Source organism: Winogradskyella undariae (assembly GCF_013285155.1).
In the GTDB taxonomy this organism is placed as follows: domain Bacteria; phylum Bacteroidota; class Bacteroidia; order Flavobacteriales; family Flavobacteriaceae; genus Winogradskyella; species Winogradskyella undariae.
The window spans coordinates 19,965-31,630 of the sequence record NZ_JABTEL010000004.1 but is presented as its reverse complement, the minus strand read 5'-3'; the positions used below and the strand labels follow the sequence as shown (position 1 = coordinate 31,630).

Genomic DNA, 11,666 nt, shown 5'->3' with positions numbered 1-11,666 from the left:
GGTTAAGTTATAAAAATAATAAAAGCCACATCGAAAGATGTGGCTTTATTTTTTTATATTGTGAGACGCAACCTTTTTGTTTAAATAACATCTATTGGTAAATAAAAGTCTTTGTTTACATGAAACAACTATTACTATTAATTTTATACGGCTTCACAATAACACTAGTAAGTTGTGATGTTCAATTAGAACCTAATGTTAGAATTTTAGCCAAAGGAACTGTAACGGATCAAGATAATTTACCTATTTCAAACGCGAAAATCAGTGTTCAGACTAGAAGAAGTAATTACAGCTTTGGAGAGGAACAATATGTTATAGGAGAAGGATATAGTGACAATGACGGTAGTTTTTCGATACTCTCATTTTATGATAAGGATATGGATTTTGCAATTGAAATCGATGCCGGTGAAAACTATAGTACTTATGTCTATAAAACAAATACCTTAGATTTTACACCCTTAGACTTAACTTTTAATCTAGAATCTATAGCCTTAAAAAGGCTGGCAAACTTTAATTTTAATATGGTTAGAACGAGTGGAGATTCTAACTCTATCAATTATAGTATTAAATATATTGAGGATTTCTGTTTAGAATATTATGAAGGCATGCAACTTAATGCGTCTCAAAGTATGTGTTACCAAGAGTATATTTTAAATAGATCTGCGAATGATGATAACCCAAATTACGATACTACTTTACGTGTACCATTTGGTGAGACTGTACAGTTTACATATACCATAAATGACGAGCCTGAAATAACTGAAATGATCACCATTAATCAAGAAAATTATGACTTTACCTTCAGCTATTAAAGGATTGATAATAACGTTAGGATTATTATTCTGCTCTATTGGTTTTAGCCAAAATACGTTAGATGCAGATGAACCCGTAACGGAGCAGCGTAGTACTTTTTATAACGCAGTAGAACGTCAACGATTTTTTGCCATTACGGTTGGTGGTCATATTCCTTTTACTAGTGGAGATAATTTTATGGGTGAAGGATTAGAAGGTAAATCAGGGTTTGATTTTAAAGTGCAGATGTATGTGTATAAGCACTTGTTTGTTGGTCTCTCAACGGGTTCGAGTTATTTTGAAGTTAAAAATCAAGAGTTATTAGGTCTGTATAAAAAATCAAGGGTTGCCTACGATTATGTCTATATAGGTTATGAGTTTTTTCCGGCCGATAAACTAAGACTAGGTGTTAATATCTCCATAGATGGCAACCTAGCTTACAAAAATTATGATTTTAATACGCTAGATATTAATCATCAAAAGGATACGGCAACTTTAAATCGTTATGGGTTTTATCTCAATTATGAGCTAGGAAAACACTTTATGATTTATCTCGATTATGGTTATAATGTGAGTAAAACAGATATTGAAGTGCCATCAGAATTAAACGATTTTTTTGGAAAAGGGAATTATAGCACCATAGGTTTGGGGCTCGCTTTTACAATTGGTAGTCGTGATTTAATATCTCGTTTTATAAAATAATGGATTGAAAAATTTAATTATATCTAACCTTTCTAAGTATCCTAATCGTTTCTTTATAGGCGCTATATAGTTTTAAGCTGTGTTTTTTTAAATAGGGCTTAGCAATTTCTAGTTTTAATAGCGCGTTTTCAAAGCCATTAAAATAACAGATTAAATAACTAGCCGCTAAATCCTTTAGATCCTCTTCTTCATTTCGTTTAAGAGGTCTGTTTTTTTGAAGCTTTTTTAAAATAGTATTGTTTGTATTGTAGATATGATGCAATACTTTTTTGTCAAATTGAGGCGGCTCGAAAATAAGATTTGTTTCAATAGAGTAATTGGCATTATCATTAAAGTGAATAATTTTTTCTTCAAGTTTATAGTACTTGTAAGATTGGTGCAGACCGAGTTTTACATATTCAACTATTTTAAAAGAATCTTCGGTATATGAAATAGCCACTTCATCTAAAGCAGAATAAAACAGAAGAACATGTTCGTTTACCATTTCAATGTCAACCCTAGAAAAGAATATTTCGTTCTTCACCTGTTTTTTAGCACCAGACCAACACAGCACAAAGTACTCTTTAAAAACCATGTATTGTGGGTTAAAATCTTGGCGTTTATTTAAGAAATGAAAAACACCATCGAGTGTGAGTTGAATATTGTTCTGAGCATTGTTTTCAATCGCAGCAACAATTTTAGAGTTCACATCTTTAATTTCAAGATCAAAAACTTTAGGCATACTGATGCTTCCGTCTCTAAAAAATACAGAACCACCATAATATTTCCAGATGTTTTTTCTTAGCGATGTTATGCTGTCAATAGGTCTAATGGTAACTAAGCCTACAACTTTGTTTTCTGGTAAATGCGGAAAAGGAATGTTTTCGTATTGAACAATTGGAGGATTGGTGAGATAGGCATTAATGAGATTTTGAATTTTACTATCGTCAAAAAAATCAACCCCAATAATTTTGTTATCTTCATCTTCAACCCCAATTACAATGTAAGAATTGTTTTCTGGATTACTATTAGAAAGTGCACAGATGTGTTTTAAAAATTTCCCTTTTCCTTCTTTAGAACCAATATCAATTTTTCGCTTTTTGTCATAAAAACTGTTCTCATCGTTATGAGCAAGCAGATGTTTTATGAGAAGGCGTTTATTGATCATGGTTACTTCTTATAAAATTAAAAATCTCATTATTAAAGTAATTCGATTTCCTGTTTTAGGTTTTCTATGGCTTGTTTTTCAAATTTAGTTTTAAACCTATCTGTAAAATATAACGAATCTCTTTCTAGAAACTGTTTGAGAACTTTTTTTCGTCCAGGTTTGTAAAGAATATCTGGATAAATTGCGTATTCTTTTCTTATAGATTCCGTGTAGCTCTTGTAGGTCTCCCAATCGGATCTTAAAATGGATAAATCTAAATCTAATAAATAGGCGTTATCTGTATTTTTATTTAAAGCTAATTGGTGTTTTTTAGTCGAAATGATTAGTGTTTTTATCTTTTCAATCTTAAAATCATCAATCTTTAATGTTTTCAGGCCTTTCTCACAGTAATTGGCACTTTGCTCTTCGTTGTCTTTATGGGTTGATTTATAAATAATATCGTGATACCAAATGGCAAATTTTACAGCGTTTAAATCTTCAATGTCATTTTTAAAATCTTCTAATTGAAGCAGCATGTTGTAGAGGTGAGAAAGATTGTGGTAATGTCTGCTTTTAGAATTGTAATGATTCTCAATATCTTTCCACATAATTTTGGCTAGAGAATTGTCAGTATAGTTTAATACTAATTTGTTCCATTCATTCTCTAGCCAATGATTCATTACAATTCTTTTTTTACAATTGTAGAGCTTGCTTGTGCTGTACAAAACATTAAGACATCTGCAATATTTACATGTGCAGGTCTAGAAATCGCAAAATAAATAACGTCAGCAACATCTTCGGGCTGCAATGCTTTGTAGCCTTTGTAAACATTATCTGCTGCAGCATCCCCCTTAAATCTTACTTCTGAAAATTCAGTTTCTACCAAACCAGGATTCACGGCACCTACTTTTATTCCAAATGGATTTAAGTCAATTCGCATGCCTTCGGTTATAGCTAAAACAGCGTGTTTACTTCCGCAGTAAACATTACCATTAGGATAAACTTCTTTTCCTGCAGAAGAACCAATATTAATAATATGTCCCGATTTACGTTCTGTCATTCCGGGGATAATGGCTTTGCTAACATAGAGTAAACCTTTTACGTTAATATCCATCATGGCATCCCAATCGTCTAAATTTCCAGTTTGTATTGGGTCTAAGCCGTGTGCGTTTCCGGCATTATTAATTAAAATATCTATGTTTTTAAATTCTTCTGGTAATGATGCAATGGCTTCTAAAGCTTGTGTTTTATCACGCACATCAAAATTTAGAGTATGCACGTCAGTTTCTTTAGATAAAGCCTTTTTTATGCTGTCTAATCGCTGTTGGCGACGGCCGCATAAAACTAACTTAATGCCGTGTTTAGCAAATTCATGAGCCGTTGCTCGTCCAATTCCGCTTGTTGCTCCAGTAATTAAGGCAACTTTTTTTGTGTTCATAATATTGTTTTTGAGTTGTAAAAGTTTGTTTTTATGAAGTGCTTTTGTTTTAAGGAACTTCGTGTCCTTGTGCAGCAGCTAAGATTAAAAACCAATCTTCTATTTCTAATTCAATTTTTGTAGCTTCAATAGCTAGTTTTAATCTTTTTTCAGTTGTTGTGCCTACAACAGGGTGAATGCCTGAGGGATGTTTCATAATCCAAGCCAATAATAATTGGTCTTCAGTAGCATTGTATTTCTCCATTAACTCACCAAGTTGTTTGTGTATACGCCTGTTTTGCTCATGGTCTTCTTTAAAAACAGTTCCTAGCGGTGACCAAGCCATGGGTTTTATACCACTTGTTGTCATGTAATCTAGAGTGCTATTATACATTGCAGAATGTTCTGTAAGCGAAAATTCTATTTGGTTGACGTCAATATCCATACGTAAACCAATCATTTCCATTTGTGGTGGTGTAAAATTAGAAACTCCAAAATCTCTTATTTTTCCATCTTTTTTTAATAGTGTTATGGCTTCCGCAATATCTTCAGCCACCATTAAAGGGCTGGGTCTGTGAAGAAGTAATAGGTCTAAATATTCTGTTTCTAGATTTTTTAAAGATGTTTCAACAGACTGAATAATATGTTCTTTAGAGTAATTATAATGTTTAACAACATTACTTCGGTTACCAGATAGAAGTTGAATACCACATTTTGATATAAGCTGAATAGCTTCACGGTCTATATTAGAGTCCTTTAAAGCTTTTCCAAATTCGGCTTCAGTGGTGTAGCCACCATAAATATCTGCGTGGTCAAATGTGGTTATGTTATTAGAAATGCAGAAGTTTATTAATGACTCCATTCCTTTCTTTGAGAGTTGTTTTCCCCAGCTCCCCCAAGTCATTGTACCTGCTATTAATCGAGAATATTTCACTTTGTTTTCTGTTTATACGGGTTTTTATGCTATTCATGTATAAAAGTACTCAAAACATTAGCAATGAAGGTATCATTGTAGAGTAATTATTCTAAACCCCAAATTATGAAACATTTACACCTAACCAAACTTTTCGCATTCGCCTTTATTATTTTATTAAGTATTACAAGTTGCTCTCAAGATGAGCTTTCTGATGGAGAATTATCAGGCATTACAGTAAGTCTTAAAACAACTTCTAATGATACTAATGCTGTATTTTTAGAGATTGAAGATGTGCAGGTTAGAATAGGTAAAGATGCTAGTTTAGCGAGTTCTTGGACCAGTTTAGAAACGATTAACTCAGGGATACATAATGTAAGTGATCTTAATGGTGACTTAGAATTAATGCTTGTTAATCAATCTGAAATGTCATCGACTTATATTTATGAAATTAGATTGGTATTAGGTGATAATAATTTTTTAAACATGAATGAAACTTTAGTAAGCTTAGATGTTACAGGAGAAGGATGTAAAACACCATCTAATATAATTGAAACTGAATTTAATGCCAATCACTTTTATAATGTGATTATAAACTTAGATTTAGATGAGTCTGTAAGCTTTGATGAAAATGAAAGCATGATGACTTTTAAGCCTAAGTCATATACAGAAATAAGACAAATTGAATATTAATTATCCTAATCCATGATTAATAGTTATAAAGAGAGTAATGCTTCGGTGTTACTCTTTCTTTTTTTTAACCAATTGTTAACAGCAACTAACAAATAATTTTAACACTTTGCAACATATAAAATATTTCTAAAAATAGTTTTGTTCTTAAACCCACAAAAAATGGAAGAAACGAGTACAGTTGATATTAAATCAATTAATGAAAAGATAGAAAAAGAAAGTGCATTTGTAGACTTACTAACCTTAGAAATGAATAAGGTAATCGTAGGGCAAAAGCATATGGTAGAACGTTTGCTTATTGGTTTACTTGGTCAAGGGCATATTTTATTAGAAGGTGTTCCTGGTTTAGCAAAAACATTAGCGATTAATACACTTTCTAAAGCAATAGATGCTAGTTTTAGTAGAATTCAGTTTACTCCAGATCTTTTACCAGCCGATGTTGTTGGTACATTGATTTATAATATGAAGGAGAATGACTTCAAAATTAAAAAAGGACCGATTTTCGCAAACTTCGTTTTAGCAGATGAGATTAACAGAGCGCCAGCAAAAGTGCAATCTGCTTTGTTAGAAGCAATGCAAGAAAAGCAAGTGACTATTGGAGATGAAACTTTTATTTTAGATAAACCATTTTTAGTAATGGCAACAATGAACCCCGTTGAGCAAGAAGGAACATATCCTTTGCCAGAAGCACAAGTGGATCGTTTTATGTTGAAAACTGTCATCGATTATCCAAAAATTGATGAAGAGCAAATGATTGTTAGAGCAAACTTAAGAGGAACTTACGAAAAAGTAAATCCTGTTGTTTCTGTAGCTCAGATTTTAAGTGCTCAAAAAGCAGTTAGAGAAGTTTACATGGACGAGAAAATTGAAAAATATATTCTCGATATTATTTTCGCAACGCGTTACCCTGAAAAATATAAACTAGGAGATTTAAAACCTTTAATTTCTTTTGGTGCATCACCTCGTGGTAGTATTAACTTGGCAACAGCAGCTAAATGTTATGCTTTTATAAAAAGAAGAGGTTATGTAATTCCAGAAGATGTACGTGCTATTGTGCATGATGTTTTACGTCATAGAATTGGTATTACTTACGAAGCTGAAGCAGAAAATATAACTTCAGAAGATATTATCAATAAGATTGTAAATGTTATCGAAGTACCATAAATGGCGGTTGATAAATCAGTAATCCGTTAGTGATCGCTGACTAGAAATCTGATTTATATTAACTGTGAACTGAAGCTTGAAGACTGCAAACTGAAAAAATGGATACTAAGGAATTACTCAAAAAAGTACGAAAAATAGAGATTAAGACACGTCGTTTGTCTGATCATATATTTGGAGGCGAATACCATTCTACCTTCAAAGGTCGTGGTATGACTTTTTCTGAAGTACGTCAATACCAATTTGGAGATGATGTAAGGAATATAGATTGGAATGTTACGGCAAGAACCAGTCAGCCACACATTAAAGTATTCGAGGAAGAGCGAGAGCTTACCATGATGCTTATGGTAGATGTTTCTGGTAGTGAAATGTTTGGTACGCACAATCAATTTAAAAATGAAATTGTAACAGAAATCGCAGCAACCTTAGCATTTTCTGCAACACAGAATAATGATAAAATAGGGTTGATTTTATTTTCAGATGACATTGAGCTTTATATTCCCCCTAAAAAAGGACGTTCTCATGTGCTTAGAATTATTAGAGAATTAATAGAGTTTCAGCCTAAAAGTAAAAAAACAAATGTTTCTAATGCGTTTAAGTTTTTATCTAATGTAATGAAGAAGAAAGCGATTGTTTTTGTGCTTTCAGATTTTATAGCAGACGATTATAAGCAAAACTTAAAAATTTCAGCAGGAAGACATGACATTACAGGGATTAGAGTTTACGATCAGCACGAAGCTGAAATTCCTAATTTAGGAATGGTGCAAATGGAAGATGCTGAAACAGGTGAGATAATGTTGGTTAATACGGGTTCTAAACAAGTAAGACTTGATTATAGTACGTTTTACGATGATAAAGTGACTTATTATAAAGATAGTTTTACCAAATCTGGAGCTGGTACTATTGATTGCCGTGTTGATGAAAGCTATGTAAAAAAATTACTAGGCTATTTTAAAAGAAGAGGATAAAGCTCTAAGAAGTAAAAGTAAGAATTGAAAAAGTGAAAAGTTTTAAATCCATATATAACGTATTAACAAGAAATATTGGCTTAACTGTTGTCTCTAAAAAGGCTTCGGTTTTAGGCTTGTTTTTTGTTTTTTGTTTTCTGTCTTCAACACTTGTATCGGCTCAAGTAAAAACAGAAATAGATACCACCAAAATTAGAGTTGGAGAGCAAATCAACTATAAAATTAATGTCGAAGCAGATTCTTTGGCTTTAGTTGTTTTTCCAGAAGGGCAAACTTTTATGCCTTTAGAAAATGTTGAGGCTTTAAAAATAGACACTACAAAAAGAGAAGCGAAGTTTTTATTATCTAGAGTTTATAAATTAACCCAATTCGATTCGGGTTCGTATACCATTCCAAGACAGAAAGTAATTATAGGCGAAAAAGCTTTTTTTACAGATTCGTTAAAAGTTGATGTCAATACCATTGTAGTAGATACTACAAAACAAAAGCTTTACGATATAAAACCAATTATAGAGGTTGAAGAAGTAGGCGGCAATTGGTGGAAATGGTTATTGGGGGGCGTATTAATCGTAGCATTAGTGGCATTTTTATTGTATTGGTTTATTTGGAGGAAAAAACCACTAACAGAAGAAGAGGAAATTGCCTTATTACCACCTTACGATCGTGCAAAATTAGCATTACAGAAATTAGATGAAAGTCAATATTTAATACGTTCAGAGGTTAAGGAATATTATTCTGAATTGACTTTTATTGTTAGAAAATATTTAGATGAGCAAGTTTATGATCGTGCTTTAGAAAGTACAACTTCAGAATTAATTACACGTTTAAATTTATTAAAAGAAGGCAATCAAATACCACTTTCTAAAGAAACAATTTTACATATAGAATCGATTCTTCAACGTGCCGATTTAGTAAAGTTTGCAAAATCAGCACCAGATACAGCACTTGCCGAAATGGATAAGTCAACCATTGGTAAAGCAATCGACCATGTAAAAGTGAGTCTTCCAGAACCTTCTGAAGAAGAAAAATTATTAGATCAAAAATATAAGGAAGAACAAGCGCGTAAAAAGAAACGCCAAAAAGTATGGATTACTGTTGGTGTCTCAGTATTTCTTCTTGTTGCGACTTATGTTGGTTTTGGGCTTAAATACGGATTTGGTTATGTAGCAGATACTATTTTTGGTCAAGAAAATAAAGAGCTTCTAGAAGGTAACTGGGTAGAAAGCGCTTATGGTTTTCCACCTGTTTTTATAGAAACACCAAAAGTTTTAAAACGTGTTGAGACTGAACTTCCAGATGAGGTTAAGCAAAAAATGTCAATGACTACGTTTGCATATGGATCAATGACAGATGTCTTTAGTGTTGTTATAAATACAACAACGCTAAATGTGCCAAAACAACAACCTGCACAAGGTGAAGAAAATAAAGAAAATCCAACTTTCGATTTATTAGAAGTTTCAGAACAAACCATTAAAGATTTCGAAGCAAAAGGTGCGAGTAACATTGCGGTTAAGAAAGATAAATACATTACACCAAATAAAGCGGAAGGATTAAAAACATTTGGAACTTTAACTTTAAAAAATCCAAATTCTGAAAGCACAGTAGACGCAGAATATGTAGTACTGTGTTTTGCAAACGAAAATGTATTACAGCAAATTATAATTACTTGGCCAACTGATGATGATTATGCCAATGATATGGTAGAGCGAATTACAAACTCTATAGAACTGAACCCTGAAGAGTTACAAGAAGAGACAAAATGATGTTTGAAAATATAGAATTTTTAAATAAAGAATTATTCTGGTTGTTATTGCTTTTGCCAATAGCGATAATCTGGTATGTTCTAAAGCACAGTAAGCAAACGGCAGAGCTAAAAATGTCTACCACTAAAGGCTTTAAGACATCATCGTCTTTTTGGTCTAAATTTAGACATGCTCTTTTTGCTTTACGTTTAATTGCTTTAGCCCTTTTAATTACAGCTTTAGCAAGACCAAGAACAGTAGATGTATCTACAAAGACAAAAACCACTAACGGAATTGATATTGTTATGGCAATTGATGTTTCGGCTAGTATGTTGGCAAAAGATTTACGTCCCAACCGATTAGAAGCTTTAAAAGAGGTCGCTGCAGATTTTATAGATGGTAGACCTAACGATAGAATTGGTTTAGTAGAGTATGCTGGTGAAGCGTATACAAAAACACCAATTACAAGTGATAAATCTATTGTAAAAAGATCTTTGAGAGATATTAATTACAATAATATTATTGAAGGAGGAACCGCTATCGGTATGGGACTCGCAACTTCTGTAAACCGATTAAAAGATAGTAGAGCAAAAAGTAAAGTTATTATTCTACTTACGGATGGTGTTAACAATTCAGGGTTTATAGATCCTAAAATTGCTAGTGAATTAGCCGTAGAATACGGAATTAAAGTTTATGCTATTGGTTTAGGGACTAATGGAATGGCATTATCACCAATTGGTATTAATCCAAACGGAACTTTTAGATATGGCCGTTCTCAAGTAGAAATTGATGAAGCCTTATTAAAAGATATTGCAGCAGAAACCGGTGGAAAATATTTTAGAGCAACTAATAATGACAAGTTAGCTGAAATATATGGCGAAATCAATAAGCTTGAAAAAACCGATGTCGAAGAAAAGAAATATTACAATTACGAAGAAAAATATAGACCATTAGTATTACTAGCTGGACTATTATTATTGATAGAATTATTATTAAGAAACACAATATTTAGAAGCTTTGTTTAGACTCGATGAAAACATATGGTTTTGGACGTTATTGGTCATACCGGTAATTATTCTTTTGTTTATAGGACTTCAAATTTGGAAGCGTTCTGTACAAAAGAAATTCGCAAATTCTAGCTTATTAAAACGTTTAAGCCCAAATCAATCCCTATTTAAAAGTGTGCTAAAAGTATTTGTACTTTGTGCTGCTTTTGCATGTTTATCTATTGCTTTGGTCAACCCAAAAATCGGAACAAAATTAGAAACCGTACGTAGTGAAGGTGTAGATATAGTATTTGCAGTAGATGTTTCTAAAAGTATGCTTGCTGAAGATATTGCACCTAACCGTTTAGAGAAATCTAAACAATTGGTAACGCAAATTGTAAATAGTTTGGTGAGTGATCGTGTGGGTATTATTGCTTATGCGGGTAAAGCATTTCCGCAATTACCAATAACCACAGATTATGCTTCTGCAAAGATGTTTTTACAGAATATGAATACCGATATGATGTCTTCACAAGGAACAGCAATTAGCGAAGCGATTCAACTTTCTAAAACTTATTTCGATAATGAAGATCAAACCAATCGTGTTTTAGTCATCATTTCAGATGGAGAAGATCATGATGGAGAAGCACTAAATGTCGCAGAAGAAGCAGCAGAACAAGGTATAAAAATACTAACGGTTGGTGTTGGTGATCTAAAAGGAGGGCCAATTCCTATAAAACGAAATGGTGTTATTCTAAGCTATAAAAAAGATAATAATGGAGAAACTGTTATTACGCGTTTAGATGAAACTACTCTAAAGGATATTGCTTCAGAAGCAAACGGTGTCTATATTAATGGTCGTAATACAGCAGATGTTGTAAGTGCTATTAAAGGCGAATTAGATAAAATGGACAAACAAGAATTTGAGTCTAAACAAATCGCAGATTTTAAAGATCAATTTCAGTGGTTTTTAGGGATCGGAATTTTGCTTTTATTTATTGATATCTTCTTCCTAGAGCGAAAAACAGCTTGGTTAACTAAGTTGAATCTATTTAACGAATCTGGAGTTTAGTATTTGCATTGAATAATTGTTAAAAATTAGCTATTCAATTTGTGACAAAAACAAAAGCTTATAGAATTCTAACTTTTTTAGATTTTTTTTAACGCTA

Annotated in this window: 12 protein-coding genes; 8 read left to right on the top strand and 4 right to left on the bottom strand. The window is 32.4% G+C overall.

Going from position 1 to position 11,666, the window contains the following annotated elements:
* Window positions 1-119 precede the first annotated feature (119 nt).
* A complete protein-coding gene (locus HSX10_RS06685; RefSeq protein ID WP_173587441.1) occupies window positions 120-812 on the top strand; it encodes a carboxypeptidase-like regulatory domain-containing protein in 693 nt (230 codons plus the stop codon).
* Window positions 790-1,494, top strand: coding sequence for an outer membrane beta-barrel protein (locus HSX10_RS06680; RefSeq protein ID WP_173587440.1), 705 nt, complete (start codon window positions 790-792; stop codon window positions 1,492-1,494). Before HSX10_RS06685 ends, HSX10_RS06680 begins: the two co-directional genes overlap by 23 nt.
* Window positions 1,495-1,507: 13 nt before the next feature.
* Here the strand turns inward: HSX10_RS06680 and HSX10_RS06675 are convergent, their stop codons facing one another.
* From HSX10_RS06675 to HSX10_RS06660, 4 genes are read right to left on the bottom strand one after another with little or no spacing between them, the layout of a single operon-like run.
* Window positions 1,508-2,641, bottom strand: coding sequence for an ATP-binding protein (locus HSX10_RS06675; protein ID WP_173587439.1), 1,134 nt, complete (start codon window positions 2,639-2,641; stop codon window positions 1,508-1,510).
* Between the two features lie 32 nt (window positions 2,642-2,673).
* Window positions 2,674-3,300 (bottom strand): HD domain-containing protein, encoded by a 627-nt coding sequence (locus HSX10_RS06670; RefSeq protein ID WP_254453208.1) that lies wholly within the window; start codon window positions 3,298-3,300, stop codon window positions 2,674-2,676.
* Window positions 3,300-4,058, bottom strand: a complete 759-nt coding sequence (locus HSX10_RS06665; protein WP_173587438.1) for an SDR family NAD(P)-dependent oxidoreductase — start codon at window positions 4,056-4,058, stop codon at window positions 3,300-3,302. Before HSX10_RS06665 ends, HSX10_RS06670 begins: the two co-directional genes overlap by 1 nt.
* Window positions 4,059-4,107: 49 nt before the next feature.
* The gene (locus HSX10_RS06660) at window positions 4,108-4,971 is read right to left on the bottom strand and encodes an aldo/keto reductase (protein ID WP_367651256.1); all 864 of its coding nucleotides are present in this window, start codon (window positions 4,969-4,971) and stop codon (window positions 4,108-4,110) included.
* 105 nt (window positions 4,972-5,076) lie between these two features.
* Here HSX10_RS06660 and HSX10_RS06655 point away from each other — a divergent pair, with 105 nt between their 5' ends.
* From HSX10_RS06655 to HSX10_RS06630, 6 genes are all read left to right on the top strand, one after another.
* Window positions 5,077-5,643, top strand: a complete 567-nt coding sequence (locus HSX10_RS06655) for a DUF4382 domain-containing protein (RefSeq protein WP_173587437.1) — start codon at window positions 5,077-5,079, stop codon at window positions 5,641-5,643.
* A gap of 159 nt (window positions 5,644-5,802) precedes the next feature.
* The gene (locus HSX10_RS06650) at window positions 5,803-6,804 is read left to right on the top strand and encodes an AAA family ATPase (RefSeq protein ID WP_173587436.1); all 1,002 of its coding nucleotides are present in this window, start codon (window positions 5,803-5,805) and stop codon (window positions 6,802-6,804) included.
* Between the two features lie 98 nt (window positions 6,805-6,902).
* Complete coding sequence (locus HSX10_RS06645; protein ID WP_173587435.1) at window positions 6,903-7,769, top strand: DUF58 domain-containing protein; 867 nt, start codon at window positions 6,903-6,905, stop codon at window positions 7,767-7,769.
* Between the two features lie 74 nt (window positions 7,770-7,843).
* On the top strand, window positions 7,844-9,532 hold the full coding sequence (locus HSX10_RS06640; RefSeq protein ID WP_173587764.1) for a hypothetical protein: 1,689 nt from the start codon (window positions 7,844-7,846) through the stop codon (window positions 9,530-9,532).
* Entirely contained in the window at window positions 9,532-10,536 is a 1,005-nt protein-coding gene (locus HSX10_RS06635) for a vWA domain-containing protein (RefSeq protein WP_173587763.1), read from the top strand. The genes HSX10_RS06640 and HSX10_RS06635 overlap by 1 nt, the downstream gene beginning before the upstream one ends.
* The gene (locus HSX10_RS06630; protein WP_173587434.1) at window positions 10,529-11,569 is read left to right on the top strand and encodes a vWA domain-containing protein; all 1,041 of its coding nucleotides are present in this window, start codon (window positions 10,529-10,531) and stop codon (window positions 11,567-11,569) included. Before HSX10_RS06635 ends, HSX10_RS06630 begins: the two co-directional genes overlap by 8 nt.
* Window positions 11,570-11,666: the final 97 nt, after the last annotated feature.